Origin of the sequence: Geomonas diazotrophica, from assembly GCF_019063885.1 — a bacterium.
Classification (GTDB): domain Bacteria; phylum Desulfobacterota; class Desulfuromonadia; order Geobacterales; family Geobacteraceae; genus Geomonas; species Geomonas diazotrophica.
On sequence record NZ_CP077684.1, the window covers coordinates 4,331,815 to 4,349,348 of the forward strand.

14 protein-coding genes are annotated in these 17,534 nt (G+C 59.6%); 11 read left to right on the top strand and 3 right to left on the bottom strand.

Annotated elements, in window-relative coordinates; all coding sequences use genetic code 11:
- The first annotated feature begins 561 nt into the window (after positions 1 to 561).
- From KP003_RS19195 to nhaA, 8 genes are all read left to right on the top strand, one after another.
- Entirely contained in the window at positions 562 to 1,023 is a 462-nt protein-coding gene (locus KP003_RS19195; RefSeq protein WP_216788881.1) for a MarR family winged helix-turn-helix transcriptional regulator, read from the top strand.
- Positions 1,024 to 1,056: 33 nt separating this feature from the next.
- Complete coding sequence (locus tag KP003_RS19200) at positions 1,057 to 2,847, top strand: glycoside hydrolase family 15 protein (protein WP_216788879.1); 1,791 nt, start codon at positions 1,057 to 1,059, stop codon at positions 2,845 to 2,847.
- Positions 2,848 to 2,858: 11 nt separating this feature from the next.
- Entirely contained in the window at positions 2,859 to 4,442 is a 1,584-nt protein-coding gene (locus tag KP003_RS19205) for a TIGR00341 family protein (protein ID WP_217300154.1), read from the top strand.
- A gap of 8 nt (positions 4,443 to 4,450) precedes the next feature.
- Positions 4,451 to 5,218 carry a 4-hydroxy-tetrahydrodipicolinate reductase gene (locus KP003_RS19210; protein WP_216788877.1) on the top strand — a complete coding sequence of 256 codons (768 nt, stop codon included), beginning with the start codon at positions 4,451 to 4,453 and terminating at the stop codon, positions 5,216 to 5,218.
- Between the two features lie 25 nt (positions 5,219 to 5,243).
- Positions 5,244 to 7,502: an alpha,alpha-trehalose-phosphate synthase (UDP-forming) gene (locus KP003_RS19215; protein ID WP_217300155.1), complete on the top strand. Its 2,259-nt coding sequence runs from the start codon at positions 5,244 to 5,246 to the stop codon at positions 7,500 to 7,502.
- Positions 7,502 to 8,290: a trehalose-phosphatase gene (gene otsB / locus KP003_RS19220; RefSeq protein ID WP_217300156.1), complete on the top strand. Its 789-nt coding sequence runs from the start codon at positions 7,502 to 7,504 to the stop codon at positions 8,288 to 8,290. Before KP003_RS19215 ends, otsB begins: the two co-directional genes overlap by 1 nt.
- Before the next feature lie 24 nt (positions 8,291 to 8,314).
- A complete protein-coding gene (locus KP003_RS19225; protein WP_217300157.1) occupies positions 8,315 to 9,196 on the top strand; it encodes a GNAT family N-acetyltransferase in 882 nt (293 codons plus the stop codon).
- A gap of 183 nt (positions 9,197 to 9,379) precedes the next feature.
- Positions 9,380 to 10,543: a Na+/H+ antiporter NhaA gene (nhaA, locus tag KP003_RS19230; RefSeq protein ID WP_217300158.1), complete on the top strand. Its 1,164-nt coding sequence runs from the start codon at positions 9,380 to 9,382 to the stop codon at positions 10,541 to 10,543.
- Between the two features lie 130 nt (positions 10,544 to 10,673).
- Here nhaA and KP003_RS21735 read toward each other — a convergent pair whose 3' ends face one another.
- From KP003_RS21735 to KP003_RS19245, 3 genes are all read right to left on the bottom strand, one after another.
- Positions 10,674 to 10,958: a GGGtGRT protein gene (locus KP003_RS21735; protein ID WP_496198510.1), complete on the bottom strand. Its 285-nt coding sequence runs from the start codon at positions 10,956 to 10,958 to the stop codon at positions 10,674 to 10,676.
- A gap of 368 nt (positions 10,959 to 11,326) precedes the next feature.
- Positions 11,327 to 12,487 (bottom strand): HD-GYP domain-containing protein, encoded by a 1,161-nt coding sequence (locus KP003_RS19240; RefSeq protein WP_217300159.1) that lies wholly within the window; start codon positions 12,485 to 12,487, stop codon positions 11,327 to 11,329.
- Positions 12,484 to 14,607, bottom strand: coding sequence for a HEAT repeat domain-containing protein (locus tag KP003_RS19245; RefSeq protein WP_217300160.1), 2,124 nt, complete (start codon positions 14,605 to 14,607; stop codon positions 12,484 to 12,486). Before KP003_RS19245 ends, KP003_RS19240 begins: the two co-directional genes overlap by 4 nt.
- A 753-nt stretch (positions 14,608 to 15,360) precedes the next feature.
- Between KP003_RS19245 and KP003_RS19250 the strand changes: the two genes are divergently transcribed.
- The 3 genes from KP003_RS19250 (at position 15,361) to KP003_RS19255 (ending at position 17,532) form a co-directional block, all read left to right on the top strand.
- Positions 15,361 to 15,720: a hypothetical protein gene (locus KP003_RS19250; RefSeq protein WP_216789726.1), complete on the top strand. Its 360-nt coding sequence runs from the start codon at positions 15,361 to 15,363 to the stop codon at positions 15,718 to 15,720.
- Positions 15,721 to 15,840: 120 nt separating this feature from the next.
- Entirely contained in the window at positions 15,841 to 16,095 is a 255-nt protein-coding gene (locus KP003_RS21540) for a GSU3128 family (seleno)protein (protein WP_268898899.1), read from the top strand.
- Positions 16,096 to 16,188: 93 nt separating this feature from the next.
- Positions 16,189 to 17,532, top strand: coding sequence for an MATE family efflux transporter (locus KP003_RS19255; RefSeq protein WP_216500087.1), 1,344 nt, complete (start codon positions 16,189 to 16,191; stop codon positions 17,530 to 17,532).
- The last annotated feature ends 2 nt before the right edge of the window (positions 17,533 to 17,534 follow it).

Below are 17,534 nucleotides of genomic sequence, written 5' to 3' on the forward strand. Positions count from 1 at the left end.
GCTTCCCCAAAAAAATCCGCGACAGCGGGAATACGTAAATGCCGGTCGCGATATTCCGACAGCTAAATTGCTGGCGGTCTCGGGAACGGATGAGGAGCTAATCCAGAGGGGGGGCTCTCAATGCTAGCAAAGGCCGTGCGGTAGCCAGGACCGCATCCAACAGTTCGTCCACCCGCATCTATGCCTCGATCATGGCAATGCCCGCCCCTTTCACAGAATAGCAAGGACACATGCTGCAGTATCCCGGAACAGCACGGTGCGCCCTCGGCACCAGTGGTCCATTCGGAATTGCCTGACCCGTCGAAGTAGAAAGTTTTGACCAGCCTCATCGCCCACCCGGAGCGCCACCAGCACCCAGACCTCGTACATAACTTCCCGCCTGAAAACAAAAAATATGGATCATGTGCTGAATGAGCAGGCTCGCCAGTACATGACTAATGCTTTGCTGTGATGCTGTGGGAGTCATCCGATCAACCTTGACTAGTCTTAGAAACATCAGTATAATTTGCAAAGCTAATTATTCGCCACGCTAACATTAGTGTCATATCTTTGGAGTGCATCATGGGACGCAGTGAGCAGATTTCGCAAGTTATTGACAACCTAAGGAGGATCTTCCAGGCAGTGGGTGAGTATTCACGCAGCGCCGAAAGAGAGACCGAGCTTACCGGGCCGCAGCTGTGGGCCCTGAAGATCCTCGACAAACAGGCTCCTTTGCGTGTTTCCGAACTGGCCCGGCAGATGTACCTGCGCCCGGCTACCGTGGTAGGGATACTGGACCGTCTAGAAGCAAAGGGGCTGGTGACCCGGACCCGCTCGACACAGGACCGCCGCGCGGTCGACCTTGAGCTGACAGACACGGGCAGGGGGCTCGTCGCCAAGGCTCCGGAGGTTGCCCAGATCATGCTGGTAAACGGGCTATCCGCGCTTGATGAGGAAGAATTCGGCTGCGTCATCGAGGGGATGCAGCATATGGTAAAGATACTGGGGGCGGAGCACCTGATGCCGCAGCCACTGCACAGCTGACATCCCCCCCGAAAACGATGGAGGAGGCTCCCCATGAAGCATTCTCTTGACCTCGCGCTGATAGGCAACTGCCAGGTCGGCGCGCTCATCGACACCCAGGCGGAGATCGTTTGGTACTGCCTGCCACGCTTCGACGGAGACCCGGTCTTCTGCTCACTGCTTCAGGAACACGAACTGAGCGAGGGGCTCGGCTACTGCAGCATCGAACTCGTGGATCAGGTGGCGAGCGAGCAGAATTATCTCGCAAACTCCGCGGTCCTCGTCACCCAAATGACCGATTCCCGGGGTGGCGTGGTGGAGGTCACCGACTTCGCCCCGCGTTTCCGGCAGTACGGCAGGATTTATACCCCCATCATGCTGGTCCGGCAGGTGCGCCGGCTGCACGGCACGCCGAGGATCGTCATCAGGGTGCGTCCCGCCCGCAACTACGGCGCGGAGCGCGGCGAATACACTTATGGAAGCCATCATATCCGCTACGTCTCACCATACATGGTGCTGCGCCTCTCCACCGACGCCTCCGTGACCGCCATCCTGCAGGAACTCCCCGTTGTGCTCGACGACGAAGTGAACCTTGTGTTCGGCCCGGACGAGACGGTGCAGGAGAGCGTCTCGGAGCTCGCGCGCCGCTTCAAAGCTGAGACCCTCGCCTACTGGCAGGAATGGGTGCGGGACCTCGGGATCCCGTTCGAGTGGCAGGACGAGGTGATCAGGGCGGCCATCACGCTAAAGCTGAACGCCTTCGAGGACACCGGCGCCATCGCCGCGGCCCTCACCACATCCATCCCGGAGGCGCCGGACTCGGGCAGGAACTGGGACTACCGCTACTGCTGGCTGCGCGACGCCTACTTCGTGGTGAATGCACTGAACCGCCTCGGTGCGACCAAGACCATGGAGCGCTACCTGCGCTACCTGGTCAACGTGGTCGCGGGCAGCGATGGCGGCTATCTACAACCTGTCTACGGCATCGACGGTAACGGCAACCTGGAAGAGAAGGAGATGCCCTCGTTACCGGGTTACCGCGGCATGGGACCGGTCCGTGTGGGAAACCAAGCCTGCCTGCAGGTCCAGCACGACGTCTACGGCTCGGCCGTGCTCGCGGTCACCCACGTATTCTTCGATCATCGCCTCATGCAGCGCGGCGACGTCCCGCTTTTCCAGCGCCTCGAGCCGCTGGGCGAGATGGCGATCCAGGTACACGACCAGCCCGACGCCGGGCTGTGGGAACTCAGGGGAAGCCGCAGAGTCCACACCTTCTCGAGCATCATGTGCTGGGCCGCCTGCGACCGGCTAGCGAAGATCGCGGAACGCCTGGGACTCAGGGAGCGGGCAGCATACTGGGAGGCCCAGGCGCAGCGCATCCACGAGACGGTGTGCCGGCGGGGCTGGAACGAGGAGAAAAAGAGCTTCACGGCGGCCTTCGAGGGGGAAACGCTGGATGCGAGCCTCCTTCTCATGCACGACGTAGGTTTTCTCGCAGCGGATGACCCGCGCTTCGCCGCGACGGTCGCGGCCATCGAGCGCGAGTTGCGCCGCGGGGACTACATCTTCCGCTACGTCGAGGAGGACGATTTCGGCGCTCCCCAAAACGCGTTCATCGTCTGCACTTACTGGTACATCTACGCCCTGGTCGCCCTCGGGCGCACCGAGGAGGCGCGCCGGCTCTTTGAGAACCTTCTGGCGCACCACAACCGGCACGGCCTGATGGCCGAGCACGTCGATGTCGCGACCGGGGAGCAGTGGGGCAATTTCGTGCAGACCTACAGCATGGTCGGGCTGATCAACGCGGCAATCCGCCTCTCGAAAAGATGGGACACCGCGTTTTAGGACGGACAGCAATGGCAGGAATCGGCACAGCATTCCACCGCGGCATGATGAAGGCCTATCTGGCTATGAAGGCGGATATGGTGCAGCACCGCGAGGTGATCAAAGAAGTGGTCGCCTCGGTGGACGGCTCCTGGGTCTACTACGTCATGCTGATCCTGGCCGGGGTCATCGCACTACTGGGACTCCTGCTCAACAGCGTCGCGGTAGTGATCGGGGCGATGCTGATCTCTCCACTAATGGGGCCGATCATCTCCGCGAGTCTTTCCTTCACCATAGGCGACCTCGCGCTCGTCCGGCGCACCTTCCGGACACTAGGTACGAGCATCGCGCTCACCGTGGCTGTAAGCGCCCTCATAACGTTGTTGTCTCCCCTGAAGGAACCGACCGTGGAGATCCTGTCCCGGGTGAGACCCAACATCCTGGACCTGTTCATTGCAGCCCTGTCGGGGGGCGCCGGTGCGGTAGCCCTGTGCACAAAGCGCAACTACCTGATCACGTCGACCGGTGTGGCGGTCGCGACCGCCGTCATCCCCCCCCTAAGCGTGACCGGCTACGGACTGGGAACCTGGCAGCCGATGCTGGCTCTTGGCGGATTCCTGCTCTTCTTCACCAACTTCGTGGCCATCATCCTGAGCTCTGACATCGTCTTTTTCATTCTGGGCTTTAGGACCAGCCACGTCGAAACACCGCAGTACTCGCACCGCACCAGGCTGGCCGTCATCACCACGGTTTTGACCCTCATATCCGTGCCGCTCATCTACACGCTGGGCAGCGATGTAACGAGGATTAAAAACGAGAAGCGCATCGAACGGGTGCTTAGAAGTCGGCTTGACCGGGAACTCGCCTCGCGCCTGACCGGATACCGGTTCCGGCAGGAGGGGAAGGATCTGCTGGTGATGGCATCAGTAAACACGGTGCGCTTTCTTCCCAAGCCGGCACAAAAGGAAATCGAAAAGGAGCTGACTCAGGGGCTGCGGCGCCCGGTGCGGTTGGAGCTTGAGCAGGTGATCGTGGCCTCGGAAAGCCAGCTCAGGGAGCAACCCGCAAAAGTGGGGGGAAGCCGGGTGCAAGCGGTGAAGGAGAGCCCCGCCGAACTCGCAGCGAAGACGAGGTCACTCGTGGCACGCATCGAGCGGGAGCTTGCCGGAGCCCTCGCACCTTTCGCGGTCTCGGGGACCACGGTGAGTTTCTCCGGCGACCAGGAACCCCTGCTGGTGAGCGCCACGCTGGCAAGGGATTACGTGCTAAGCGATGACGAGCTCCTGCTTTTGAGCCGGCAGTTGCAGCAGGCACTGGGGGTCCCGGTACGGCTTGCCATCGGGGTTGCCCCGATGCTCCCACCTATGGTTTTCGCGGGGGACGGCTCCCTGGCAAGCGAAAGCAAAAATGAGCTGGAGGTGGTGCGTCGTCTCCCCGAAGGACCATCGGCCTTCCGTTTCGTTGTTGCCGGGCCGAAGGGGAGTGGCAGTAAGCTCAGCTCCCTCGAACGCTATCTTGCCGAACAGCTCGCCATACCGGCACAGGCCGTGACCATTACCAGATCGCCCGGCAGGCTGGGCGCGGTGACGCTGCGCGTCATGCGCAACGACAAGTGAGGTGATCATTGAAAGTAGGACTTATAGGATTCGGCAAGACAGGCAAGGCGGTAGCGTCGGTGCTGCTGCAGAGTAAGGAGACCAACTTGCAGTGGGTGGTGCGCAGATCACACAACCTCGAACACAGGTCAGTCCCAGAGTTTCTGGGGATCGAATCGGAAGAGCCGGGATACATCTATTCCGCAGATGAATTCGCAGGAGCGGAACTGCTGGAACGGTTCCCCGTGGATGTGATTATCGATTTTTCCTCCGAGCAGGGTGTGCGTTACTACGGTGAGGCGGCCCGTGACCGCAAAGTGGCCGTGGTGAGCGCGATCTCCTCGTATTCGGCGCAGACGGTGGCGTACCTGAAATACCTGGCGCAAAAAACCCGTGTGCTGTGGTCCCCCAACATCACCGTCGGCATCAACTTCCTCATCATAGCGGCCAGAATCCTTAAGAACATCGCTCCGTACACGGACATCGAGATCGTTGAAGAACATTTCAAGGCGAAGCCCGAGGTCTCAGGAACGGCCAAAAAGATCGCCTCGTCCCTGGGGCTCGAAGAGGACGTCATCAAGACGGTTCGTGCCGGCGGTATCATCGGGGTGCACGAGATCCTCTTCGGCTTCCCCTACCAGACGGTGCGTCTGAAGCACGAGTCTATCACCCGCGAAGCCTTCGGCAACGGCGTGCTCTTCGCGGCGAAGCACCTGCACGAAAGGGGCGCCGGGCTATACAGCATGGAGGATCTCATGCTCCCCTATTTCAACGCGGGATCGGCTCAGGCGGCGTAGTGGGCCAGGCCGCAGGGAGGCTCCCATGAAGAAGGTGGTATCGAGTTCGTCCCTCAAGTCGCTCAGGCTCTCCCTGAGGTTCATCGTGCCGCTTGCGGTGGCCCTAGGGCTATTGGCCATCGCGGCGGTCCCCTTGGTGGACCGGCTCACCATGCACTGGTTCATGCGCGACATGGACATACGGTCGCGCCTGATCACCAATACCCTGCACGATCAGCTGGTGGAACTGCTGCAGCAGGACAATGGAGCGAGGATCAGGTTGCTTCTGAACAGGGCCGTGCAGGACGAGCGGCTTCTGGCGCTGGGGTATTGCGATCGCCGCGGCAAGCTCCTTTACAAGACCCCCGCCTTCCCTGAGACACTCGTCTGCCCAGTGCCTCAGGCCGCGGGTGCGGAAAAGGGCCGGGTGCTCCACCTTCGCCAAGGGGCGGTGCATGTGGCCGTGCACCCGGTCGGGGTCCCGTCGGCCGGCGCCGGCTCCCTAATCCTGGTGCATGACATGAGTTTCGTCGAGCGCCGCAGCGAAGACACCCGCAACTACATCATCGCCTTCTTTGCTCTGCTGGGTGTGGTAGTTTCCGCCATCACCGTATTCGTCGCCCACCTTAGCTGGCGCGGCTGGCTGGAAGGGGTTCGGGCCATGCTCCGGGGGGAGGGGATCGTCAAGCCGTTTTCACAGCCTGCGGTCGACCCCGAACTGCAGCCCCTGGTCGGGGACCTGCGGGCCCTGCTGCGTGCACTGGACAGCGAGCGGCGTCTGGCCGACGACGCCACCATCACCTGGAGCCCGGATGCGCTGCGCAACCTGCTGCACAAGCAGTTGACTGGCGAACGCATCATCGTGGTGTCCAACCGGGAACCCTACATCCACATCAGGAAAGGGGACGGCATCGAGGTGCACCGCCCGGCTAGCGGTCTGGTCACGGCCGTCGAGCCGGTGATGCGCGCCTGCTCAGGGACCTGGATCGCCCACGGCAGCGGCAGCGCTGACCGGCTGGTCACCGACCGCCATGACCGGGTCGCCGTCCCTCCGGACACCCCGGAATACACCCTCAGGCGCATATGGCTCAGCAAGGAGGAGGAGAGCGGCTATTACTATGGCTTCGCCAACGAGGGGCTCTGGCCCCTGTGCCACATAGCCCACGTCCGCCCGATCTTCCGTTCCAGCGATTGGCAGCAGTACCGGGAGGTGAATCAGCGTTTCGCCGACGCCGTGGTCCGGGAGGCCGACAGCGAGGATCCGGTGGTGCTGGTGCAGGATTACCATTTCGCACTGCTGCCAAGCATGATCCGCAGGGCGCTCCCCAAGGCGACCGTGATCACCTTCTGGCACATCCCCTGGCCCAACCCGGAATCCTTCGGGATCTGTCCCTGGCGCGAGGAGCTTCTGGAGGGGATGCTGGGTTCGACCATCCTCGGCTTCCACACCCCGTTCCACCGCAAGAACTTCCTGGAGACGGTGGACCGCTATTTGGAGACCCGGATCGAGCATGAGTCCTCCACCATCAGCCGGGGTGGAAGCCTCACCATGGTGGAGAGTTATCCCATCTCGATTCAGTGGCCACCACCGTGGCAGGACCGACAGCCCCCGGTGGCTCAGTGCCGGGAGGAGCTAAGGAGAGAACTCGGGGTCGGGCCGGAGCATCTGGTGGGGATCGGCGTGGACCGCCTAGACTACACCAAGGGGATCCTGGAGCGGTTCAGGGCGGTGGAGAAGGCCATAGAACAGCACCCGGAAATGTCAGGACGCTTCACCTTCATCCAGATCGCCGCGCCCTCCCGCTCCGCCCTGGACGACTACCAGGCCTTCGATGCCCAGGTGCATGCGCTGGCCCAGCGGGTGAACCAGCGCTTTTCCCGTGAGGGGTGGCAACCCATCATTCTGAAGGCCGAGCACCACGAGCCCGAGGTGGTGAACCGCTACTACCGAGGCGCAGACGTATGCGTGGTGACGAGCCTCCATGACGGCATGAACCTCGTGGCCAAAGAGTTCGTGGCCGCGAGGGACGACGAGCAGGGCGTTCTGGTTTTGAGCCAGTTCACCGGCGCCGCCCACGAGATGCACGAGGCACTTATCGTAAATCCCTATCACATCGAACAGACGGCCGAGGCCATCTTCCGGGCACTCATCATGCCACAGTTCGAGCAGCGTGAGAGGATGCGCAGCATGCGCGCCCTGGTGCGCGATTTCAACGTGTACCGCTGGGCCGGGCGGATGCTACTCGATGCCGCCCGGGTGCGCCAACGCGAGAAGCTCTCGGCCCGTATCAGGAGAAACCAGTAATGCCCAGTTACCTCTTTCAGTTTGAAGAACTCGCATCTTTCACGCACCACGTGGCGCCGGATACACTTTTCGCCTTCGACTTGGACGGCACCCTCGCCCCCATCGTCATCGATTACGGCGAGGCCAAGGTCGCCAAATCGGTACGCAGCGTCCTGCAGCGCCTGATGGGGCTGGCCAAGGTGGCCATAATCACCGGGAGGTCGCGCCAGGATGCCATCGGCATCCTCGGATTCCAGCCGCACCTCGTAATCGGGAACCATGGTGCGGAATGGCCGGGACGGAGCTGCGGGCGACGGTGGGAGCTGGTCCAGCTTTGCCTCAAGTGGCGGGACCAGCTGCACACGGCGCTTTTCTACGAACCGGGGATAGAGATCGAGTTCAAGGGGGAATCGCTAAGCCTGCATTACCGCAAGTGCGAGGACCCACAGCGCGCGTTGGTGATGATCAATGCGGCCATCGGCGACCTTGAGCCACCGCCACGAACCATCGGCGGGAAATACGTTGTCAACGTTGTTCCTGCGGAGGCCTTCGGCAAGGGGGAGGCGTTGGCGGCTGCTATGGAGGAGTTGGGGTGCTCCAGGGCGATCTATTTCGGTGACGACGAGACCGACGAGGAGGTGTTCCGGCTTGCTCGCAGCGACGTTTTCGGTGTGCACGTCGGCAAGAACGACCACTCGGCGGCGACCTATTACCTCAACCAGCAGTCGGAAATACTAGGACTGCTCAATTCTATGGTGGGCATCCTTGAGGCGCACTGTGAGAACGAGTCACAGTGCTGTGACGGCTGAAGAGACGCCGCAACGGGAGGAACGATGGCTGAGCAGGTAGAAATCTTTGGCAATTCGCTGGTGCAGCATGATCAGGCTGCGCGTAGGGCCACACTGGCCCTGCTGGATCCGGAGGACGCCCCGAACGTTATCCATCATTTGGAGCTTTTGGCCATTTCACGCGGGTACACCAAGGTTACGGCTAGGGTCCCCGCAGCCCACATCCGGCACTTCGTCGGTGCGGGGTACCGGCTGGAGGCAACCATCCCGCATTTCTACGGAGAAGGGGAGACCGCCTGTTTTCTCGCCCGCCATTTCGGTGATGCCCCGGCCCCTGAGCGGATGCCGCTGCTTTTGATGAGAATCCTGGCAGCCACCGAGATGCAGTCTCTGGCGGGTCCGGTGCCGTTGCCGGAAGGTGGGGCTCTCAGGTCAGTGGAACCTCCCGAGATCGGCGAGGTGGTTTCGCTGTACCGCACGGTCGGTGTTGCCAAGTCCGCAGCAGTGGACGATCCGATCTTCCTCGACAACGTCCTGGGGCGGGGCGACCTCCTCCTCGGGCTGTGGATCGAAGGCATCCTGGTCGCTGCATGCGGGGCTATCTTTGATCCAGCGACTGGCACGGCAGAACTGGCTCATTTCGTCGTACTGCCCGAGCACCGGGGGAAGGGACTCGCCCTGCTGTTGCTGCAGCGCATCGGGGAACTTTCCGCGGCTTGCGGCGCCAGGCTGCTGTGGTCAGCCGTGCGCGCCTACGCCCCCGGAATTAACATTACCTTTGCCAAGGGGGGGTACCATTTCGGGGGAACCCTTACCAACAGCACCAACATCTACGGTGCGCCGGAGAGCGTTAACGTCTGGCACAAGTGCCTTGCCGACGATCCTGCTCTGGCATGGAGTTCGCTCTTTTTAACCAATTCGGACTAAAGGTTAGGCCACAGGCAAATGCATAATTTATCATACAGGATCCTGCAGTATCTTTTGATCGCAAACAGGTTTGGAAGTCATCTCGAATATATGCTTGTACTCAACATGTCTACTGAGTAAGTCATAGTTGTAAGACAGAGGCGGCAATAACCCTACGATGATATATTTCATGGTGGAACGGAAATGGTAGCAAGGATTATAAGAAAAAATTACAAAAAAGTTAGGAATCTTTTCTTTGACTTTTTCGAGAGCGAAAAAGCCTCAGGTTTTTTGCTAATTGCCTGCACCGTTTTTTCCATAATATTGGCAAACTCATCTAGTCGCTCCATGTATATTGGTATGTGGCATTATGAAGTTCTTGGGCACAGCCTGCAATACTGGATCAATGACGGACTCATGGCTATTTTTTTCTTGCTGATCGGGTTGGAAATCGAGAGGGAACTCTATGTGGGCGAACTATCTAACCGACAGAACGCTTTGCTGCCGATTGCCGCAGCCATTGGTGGCATGGCGACACCGGCACTGTTTCACTTCCTCCTCAACCGAGAGACAGCAACAGTACACGGCGCTGGCATCCCCATGGCGACGGATATCGCCTTCGCACTCGGGATCTTGTCCTTGGTGGGAAACAAGGTGCCTACTTCGCTTAAGATTTTTCTTACAGCTCTGGCCATTATCGATGATTTAGGCGCTATTGTAGTCATTGCCCTTTTTTACGTGACAGACTTTTCACCAATGTATTTTGCCTCCGCCTTAGCGATATTTGGTTTACTGCTGCTTCTAAACCGCTGCAACATGAATCGCCTTTCTGTTTATCTCATTCTCGGTGGCATAATGTGGTTTTTTATGCTCAACTCTGGTGTCCACGCCACCATTGCCGGGGTCTTGCTAGCCTTTGCTATTCCATTCAGAAAAATCCGAAACAATTCGCCGTCGTATAGGCTACAGCACTTTTTGCACAAGCCCGTTGCCTTTTTCATTATGCCAATTTTCGCTCTAGCCAATACAGGCATCACGTTGGCTGGAAATTGGGCAGAAGGACTTGCAACTCCCAATAGTCTGGGCATTTTTGCAGGCTTACTGGCAGGTAAACCCCTTGGAATACTTTTGTTTAGCTACCTCTCAGTTAAAGTAGGACTGACGAAGTTGCCAAATCACGTTGGCTGGAAGCATATCATCAGCGTTGGTTTTCTTGGCGGAATAGGATTTACAATGTCTATTTTCATCACGCTGCTTGCTTTTGGAGATCCCGCAGTGGTTGAGAGTTCTAAGCTCAGCATTTTGTTTACTTCCATGCTCTCAGGTACCATCGGATACATATTGTTGACCCGGCAGTCAACAACGTAAGAGCTATCGCTAAGCTTCAGAACAATTTGTGTTACTGCTTCAATTGCATCACCCATATTACGCGAATCGACTTCAACGGACCCTACTACCTCTAAGTCGAAATTATTTCTAAGCCGCTTCCAAAGCACAATCACCGCGACCAAGGCCCCGACCACGGAGTGTTCTCTACACCGATAAAACCCATCATCTCCACATGAGCAGATACATACGAGGAGCCGGCGAACTCGGTGTTTGAGTGCATCCATTCCATGGTGTCGGTCACACCGTATGAATATGAACCAGTCGACATGTTTGTTAAGTTTTCGACGGGAGTCAAGGTCGTGAGGAGAGAAGGATCGACTATCACAACTTTCCCGTGGCAGTTGGGATTCAACCACAACCCATTTTTTACTACTTTACTTACACTGTCAACCATCTCTGCAGCTAGCACGGCTTCAAGAAAGCGGTTCCAGTCCAACTGATCCCAAATGACATGTTCTTGTCAATTGCAACCACCCTATCAGCTTCAGCCTTGCCAGTGACTGCCGGTTGATGGTACCTTCACGTCGTTTAGCTGCGTTTTGTAAAGTTTGGCCGCTAAAGGCCCCAAAAATGGCTATAAGTTTACGTTTTCCAGTTTTTTCAGAGACCAAAATTAGCGTAACACACCGTTTTTTAGTCACTCTCTCGCACAGTTTACACTTTTTAGTAATGGTTACCGTTCTAGCTGCCCACTTTTCCCCGTGACGAAAAATGCCAAAAAGCCCTGCAATGCAGGGCTTTTTTCGTTCTTCAGGAGATGTGTTACGGGCTCGGCCTACCCCCAACCGGGCTTTTGAGGTCCGCAATTATCTGGAAGAAATTCCGCGTCAGTGCCGGGTGCAGTTCGGTTCCCGACATGTCGAGCATCATGGTCGTGATCTGATCGAGCTCGAGCGGTTCGCGGTATGACCTGCGGGTCCGGGTCGCATCGAAAAAGTCGGAGACCATCGTCAGGTGGCTGCAGAGGTTGAGCCGCCAGGATGCGGAGAGCTCCGGGTAGCCGCTGAGGTTGAACTTCGCGTGGTGCTCGTAGGCAGCAATGGCGGCCATGCGCGGCACCCCGGGGATATCCATCAGGTAGCGCGCCCCCCGGACCGGGTGCTGCTTGATCAGCTCGAACTCCTCGTCGGTCAGCTTCCCCTTCTTGTTGAGGACCTCCTCAGGGACAAACAGCTTGCCGATATCGTGCAGCATGGCGGCCACCCCGATATCCCTCAGCTGCGGCCCCTCGATGCCGAGCGCCATCGCCTGTGCGAGGTTCAGGATGCAAACGTTGGCGGAATGGGTGAAGGTGTACTCGTCGCTGTCCCTCAGGGCCGCAAGGACGAGCAAGGGCATGCCTTCCTGGCGGAACAGCTCGACGAACCCGGTGACCACCTCCGCGATCCCTGAGATCTTGAGCTGCTGACGGCGCTGGACCGTCCGGTACATCTCGGTGAACCGGTCCAGTTCCTGCTGACTGAGTTCCTTGAGCACTTCCGCGGCAGCCCGATCTCCCCTTTCGCTTCCGGAGGGGTCCCCCCCCATGGGGAGCTTGAGGCAGCCAAAGCGCAGATGATCGCTCGACGCGATCTCTTCGCCCTGCCCCACGGCGGCACTCAGCAGGTAAACGAGGCTTTTCACCTCCTCGCGGGTGATTCCCCGCAAAAACTTCAGGTGCTCGATCCCGCGTGCCTTGAGCATGGTGGCGAAGCGGTTAAAGAACAGGCTGTGCTCCTGCGGCCTGCCGTTTATGATGAGCTCGTTTTCAACCACGATGACGGAGAGCTCCCCGCAGGCTTCGAGCGCGGCGCTTAGCTCCTCGAACAACTGGTTGCCCAGCCTGACGACCTGCAGGTGCCCGCTTTCGTAAAGCGCCGCGTTGGCGCTTGCCGACTGAAGGAGCCGAATGATGTTCCTGGCGGCCAGGTTCTGGTCGTTCATGGTGTGCCGCCTTGGCTGCCGCGCAGCATCAACGCGGCCTGCCCCCCAACCGCCCCCTTCTTCGAGGCCAGTTTTTTCAGAAGCGGAAGGGACGCTTCCGCAGGATAGCGCCGCAGCGTTGTCACCGCATCGAGTTTCAGCTTGGCCATCTGGGTCGGGTGCAGCAGGCTCACGGAGGCGAGCAGCTTTTCCAGCAAGGGGAGCGAGGCGGGATTTCCGATCTCCCCCAGCGCCTGCACGACCAGGCTCTTCACCTGCAACTCCTTAGCGGAGAGCCCTACCCTGGCCAGCATTGCGTGCAGCGTCGCAAGCACCCTGGCGGATCCCGCCATCCCGGCGACCTCGAGAGCGGCGAGTTGCGTCTGCCGGTTATTGCTCTCCAGGTCCCGCACCAGCTTCAATTCCGCCCCGGCATCCCCGAATTCCAGCAACGCCCTGAAGGCCTCCTGCGAGACCCGCCGGTCACGATGGCGGGCCAGGACGCGCAGCCAGTCCATGGTTTCGGACAGGCCGAGGCGCCGGATCAGCTGGACCAGGTTGCGCAGGAGGTACCAGCGGGGGTCTGAAAGCCGTTTGATGATGGCCGGAGCGGCCGGGGAACCGATGTCGACCAACCGGTCCATCATGAAGCGTCGCAGCGACATGCTCTCGCTTTGGGCCAGCCGCTCCAACAGTTCTTCGGTGAAAGGTGCGCCGACCGTCGCGATCACCTCGGCGATCTCGTCGAATCTCGGCTTGCCCCAGGTATCCAGACCGTCCAGCACTTCGCCGATGAATTCCTCGCTGGCAAAAAGCGCCATGACCTCATCGCGCACCTGCGTGGACACCCCTCCCCCGACCACCTCGCGCAGAATCTTGAGGAACTCCCGGTAATCTCCGGTACGCAGGAAATAGATCCCGATATCGTAGAGGTTGCGCGCGTAGCCGGCGAGCTCCTCCCCCTCACCCTCTCCTGATTTCAAAAAGCGCAGCAGGATATCGCCGGTCCTTTTCTCCATGCAGGCCTGGTCGATGGTTTCCAGCAGGTCCTGCACCACTTCGCTCCCTATGAGGGGAACCCGGTCCGGCTCCATCATCATGTGCAGCTTTTGCTGGTAACTCGCGGGAATGTACTCTTCGCTTGAGTGCTCCTTGAGGATGCTCCGAATCCTTGCCGGCATATCCATCTCCACCGGGGAGTCCTGCTGGGGGGCTTCGGAGTTGGTTGGGACGCTGCTGAACTGCCGCAGCAGTTGCAGGATGAATGCGGGGATGCTCTCCTGCTGCGCGCCGATTTCCTGCAGCGTCTCGAGCACAACATCGGCAGGCAATTGCCGGACAATCGACTCCAGATCGGCTGTGGCAATCGCCTGGGACGCCCAGGCCGCCTCCAGGAACTGCCGCCGCATGGCAGGGTTCAACTTGCTGACGAAGCCGGCGAACCTGCGGGTGGTCAGTTCCCTGACCTGGGGCGGGGCCGTCCCCCCGCGGGCGAACGCCTCCAGCAAAATGGGTACGAAATCCCCCAGCGCAGAAGTGCTGTCCTGTTTGAGCTGCTGGTTGAGGGCCTCGGCCACGAGTTCAGGATCAAGCACCCCCCCGTCGGGTACGACCATGAACCCACTCTTAAGCGCCAGGGCGAAGCGCTCCCATAGGTCGCCGGAACCGCCATCCCCCCCCCTTGGCTGGAGCAGCGGCCCTTCGGTCGCGCTGATGAGATCGTAGCGAATCTCCCTGATGCCAAGGGACATGATGCCAGACTTTTCCCAGACGGCCCGAATCCCTCCGGCACCGTAGATCTTCTCGCGCTTGCTGCCCAGGATGACGATGAAACGGCTCAGTTCCTCTTTGGTGAGCCCTCGGTTGAGAACCAGCGTCCCGATGCCCCGCTCGTGCAGCACGCGTGCGAAATCCCGCATGACCGGGTTGGACTTGTCAACCGGTTGGTCCCCCAGTACGAGGGCCGAACCGGCCACCCCCAAGGCCACCTCGTCCCGCTCGTCAAGGAAGGCGGCGTAGCTGTCCAGTGCCCTGGCAAGAGACGTGTCTATTACCTGGTGTCCCCGCGGGTAAGCGCCCATGCTGCGCAGCGAAACGTTGAGATCGCGGATCAATTTGACCAGCAGCGGTGAGGATGCCATGCCCGACTCTCTGTCACTCCTGATTTGATTGCTCATTCCCAGCCTGAAGTCCACCGGAACAAAAGGCAACCGTGCCACAAACATCTAGATTATCGAATAACGGAATATAACCCACATCGTTCCGCAAGAAAAGAGTTATTAGCCCCTCCTCAGTCAAGCCCGTTCCGCCGCTCCTTTTATGGAAGATTTTGCAGTTCCCATTTTGTGCCGGCAGGTAGCAGTGTGAACGGAAGGTACGAAATATCTATCGGAAGGATCAAGCTGCTGCCGAAGAAATTTCTTCAGAGACAGCGGATAAGGTCACTCCATAACGTGTATTTAAAGCGCAGTTTGCTCCTATCGGTATTCAATTGACGCACCTTGTCTGAGTGGTGATAACCGTAGTCCCTCTGTCGCTTTGCGACAAAACAAAGGGCGGATGCCTGACGGCCTCCGCCCCTTCCCCTGTAAACGGCCTTTCCTACGGCAGGTTCGCAGTTTGCCTGGGCCTGGTTCAAATCGCAGTTTTTCATTTACTTTCCCGCACTAACGGCCAACAACACAGGTGGAAAAGTATCAGGATCTTATTCACTTTCAAACAACACCGCTGCGTCGCACGGCGGAATCGGCTCGGCTTTCCTGTCGCCTCTGCCGGCAGTGACCGGACATGATGAGATTTTCCTCTCGATGTTGGGTATTTACACGATTGCAGCAAATCAAATATGATGTGGAGGGTTTGGTAGAGCAACCGCAACATTTGGAGTAGAAACCGGCATGGGCAAGATCATATCGTTGGAGCAGACGCGGCAGGCGATCAAGAAAAGAAGGGAAGTGGAGGCGCTTTTGCGCAACACCGAGGATGACATCACCGCCATCCTCAACGATTACTCCCTGACACCGGCCAACCGGCGCTGGAAGCTGGAAAACATGCTGATGGACGTCGACGAACAGCTCGACCAGTACCGCAGGGAACTCGAGGCGGCCGAGAGAAAGCTGAACGCCCTGGTGGCGAGCGCCGAAGGCGAAATCGCGCGCGCCTACGGGGAATTCGAGTCAAAGGTGCGCGGCATGACCATCATGGTCCGGAAGCTGACCGGCTCCCCCCACCCCGCCGGAGACCCTCTCACGGAGTAGGCGCGGCGCCCGGCCGGGCGTCCCTCCCAACCTCCCGCCGCAGGTTAAGGTTTTCAGAGGCCCGCGTTTGTGCTAGTTATGTACGGGTCCGTCAATACCCCCCCCGCATGGAGGTGCACCATGAAGATCCGCAAGAAGATCCTGGATTTCGAGTATGAGGAAGTTCTCGAGGTCAAGTACCGGGAACTGATCCGCGTCGCCTGCGCCGTGGCGGTTGGCTGCCCGGACTGACTCAAGAAGCACTTCGCGGTCGCGAAGGAGGCAGGCGCCACCGAAGCGGAACTGAACGAGGCCCTGGCCTACGGCATCATCGCGCCGTCGGGACGGGCCAAGAATTTCGTGCGCAGCCAGGAAGAGATTTTAAAGGATCTGTAGGACTAACAGGGATAAAGGGGATGCAGGGGATAAGGCGGGGTGTAGCATCCCCCTGCCCCCTGCATCCCTGTTTATTTTAAGGTTTTCGACATCTTGAAACGTCTCTCCCCCAACAAAACCACCAAGCGGGTCTCGATCCGTCGCAATGTTGCGGCGCTGTCGATGCCGGTGCTCCTTTCCTCGCTGTTCCAGCGCCTGGTCTCCATCGTGGACATCTTCATGGTGGGCGGTCTCGGGGCCGCGGCCATCGCCGCCACCGGCCTCGGCCAACTCCTCATCTTCGTCACCATGACGGTTTTCTGGGGCTTCTCCACCGGCGCCAACGTGGTCATCGCCCATCTCTGGGGCGCAGGCCGGCGTCCTGAAGCCCGCAGGACCGCCTTCGCCTCGCTCCTCTTCTGCGCGCTCCTCGCCGTCGCCGCCACCCTGCTCGGCATCGGCTTCGGACGGGATATCGCGGTCTTTCTGGGTGCGAGCCCCGACGTGCTCGCCTACGCCTCGGACTACATCCGCCTGGTCTTCCTCTATTTCGGCTTCACCGCCGGTCTCAACATCCTGTCCGCCATCATGCAGGGGACCGGCAACACGCGCACGCCGATGGAGGGGATCCTCTTGGTGAACGTCCTGCACGTCGCCATAGCTTACCCCCTGATCTACGGACACCTGGGGTTCCCGCGCTACGGCGTGCTTGGGGCCGCTTACGCCATCAACCTATCTGAGGCCGCCGGCTTTTGCTACCTCTTGGTTCAGGCCTTCCGGAAGGGGTACCTGAAGATCGGGCGCCCGGACCTCGTGCTTCTCAAAAAAGTCCTGGCAATCGGCTACCCGGTTGCGCTGGAGCGGATTGCCCAGCAGTCGGGACAGCTCTTCTACTCCAAGTTCATCATAGGCTTCGGCACCGCCGCCTACGCGGCGCACCAGATCGGCCTCTCCATAGAGTCCCTGTCCTTCATGCCCGGCGCCGGCATGGGGATAGCGGCAGCCACCTTGATGGGGCAATCCATCGGTGCCCGCAAGCTCAAGCGAGCCCACATGAGCCACACCGAGGCGCTGCGACTCGCCGTCCTGGTAATGGCCTGCATGGCTCTCCTCTTTTTCTTCCTGCCGCACCAGCTGATCGCGCTCTTCACCCACGACCCGGACGTCATCGAGAAAGGGAGCGTCTTCCTGCGGCTGGTCGCCTTCGCCCAGGTGCCGCTCGCCATCTCCTTCGTCTATGCCGGGAGCCTGCGCGGCACCGGCGACACCCATTACGTCTTTCTGGTCACCCTGGCCTCGATGTGGGGCATCCGGGTGCTCCTCTCCTACTTGGCCGCAGTGCCGCTCAAGCTGTCGCTTTACGCCGTCTGGAGCGTGTTTCTGATCGACTGGTTCGTCCGCGCCGGCGCCTTCTGGTGGCGCTATCAGCGCCGCGACCTGCACCAGGTCATTATCTAGCC

Bases quoted from the DNA above. Each gene is read 5' to 3' on its own strand.
- KP003_RS19240 (WP_217300159.1), bottom strand. From the start codon at position 12,487: ATGAACGACCAGAACCTGGCCGCCAGGAACATCATTCGGCTCCTTCAG.
- KP003_RS21735 (WP_496198510.1), bottom strand. From the start codon at position 10,958: ATGGTTGACAGTGTAAGTAAAGTAGTAAAAAATGGGTTGTGGTTGAAT.
- KP003_RS19200 (WP_216788879.1), top strand. From the start codon at position 1,057: ATGAAGCATTCTCTTGACCTCGCGCTGATAGGCAACTGCCAGGTCGGC.
- nhaA (WP_217300158.1), top strand. From the start codon at position 9,380: ATGGTAGCAAGGATTATAAGAAAAAATTACAAAAAAGTTAGGAATCTT.
- otsB (WP_217300156.1), top strand. From the start codon at position 7,502: ATGCCCAGTTACCTCTTTCAGTTTGAAGAACTCGCATCTTTCACGCAC.
- KP003_RS19250 (WP_216789726.1), top strand. From the start codon at position 15,361: ATGGGCAAGATCATATCGTTGGAGCAGACGCGGCAGGCGATCAAGAAA.
- KP003_RS19215 (WP_217300155.1), top strand. From the start codon at position 5,244: ATGAAGAAGGTGGTATCGAGTTCGTCCCTCAAGTCGCTCAGGCTCTCC.
- KP003_RS19245 (WP_217300160.1), bottom strand. From the start codon at position 14,607: ATGGCATCCTCACCGCTGCTGGTCAAATTGATCCGCGATCTCAACGTT.
- KP003_RS19225 (WP_217300157.1), top strand. From the start codon at position 8,315: ATGGCTGAGCAGGTAGAAATCTTTGGCAATTCGCTGGTGCAGCATGAT.
- KP003_RS19195 (WP_216788881.1), top strand. From the start codon at position 562: ATGGGACGCAGTGAGCAGATTTCGCAAGTTATTGACAACCTAAGGAGG.
- KP003_RS19205 (WP_217300154.1), top strand. From the start codon at position 2,859: ATGGCAGGAATCGGCACAGCATTCCACCGCGGCATGATGAAGGCCTAT.